General features: G+C 71.2%; 1 protein-coding gene. It reads right to left on the minus strand.

Translation table 11 applies throughout. The annotated features are described in order from the left end of the window. Nucleotides 1-615 (minus strand): AMP-binding enzyme (locus AC0L2A_RS36320; RefSeq protein WP_473612992.1); only part of this gene is annotated, 615 nt, incomplete at both ends.

Raw genomic sequence — 615 nt, forward strand, 5'->3', positions numbered from 1 at the left:
GAGGAGCTCGGCCCAGATCTCGGCCAGCGCCGTCTCGACCTCGCCTTGCGGCGCCGCATAGGCCGCCCGCGCATAGGCCTCGTCCTCCGGCGCCGGCAGCCCCTTGCGGTCGAGCTTGCCGTTCGCCGTCAAGGGCAGCGCCTCGAGCCGCACGAACGCAGCTGGCACCATGTAGTCCGGCAGCCGCCCGCCCAGATGCGCCCGCAAGGCGCCGGCCAGCCCGCTTCCATCCTCGTCGTCCGATCCTGCCTCGGGTCCACACACGACATAGGCGACAAGGTGCTTGTCGCCGGCGCGGTCCTGGCGCGCCACCACCACCGCCTCGCGCACCCAGGCGTGCTCGCAAAGCCGTGCGGCGATCTCGCCCGGCTCGATGCGGAAGCCGCGGATCTTCACCTGGTCGTCGTTGCGGCCCAGGAACTCCAGATTGCCGTCCGGCAGATAACGCCCCAGGTCGCCGCTCCGGTACAGACGGTCGCCCTCCACAAAGGGACTGGCGATGAACCGCTCGGCCGTCAGCTCGGGACGGTTGAGGTAGCCACGCGCCACCCCCGCCCCGCCGATGTAAAGCTCACCCACCGCCCCGAACGGCACGGGCGCACCATGACCGTCCAG

It is taken from the genome of Mesorhizobium sp. WSM4844 (genome assembly GCF_055811775.1).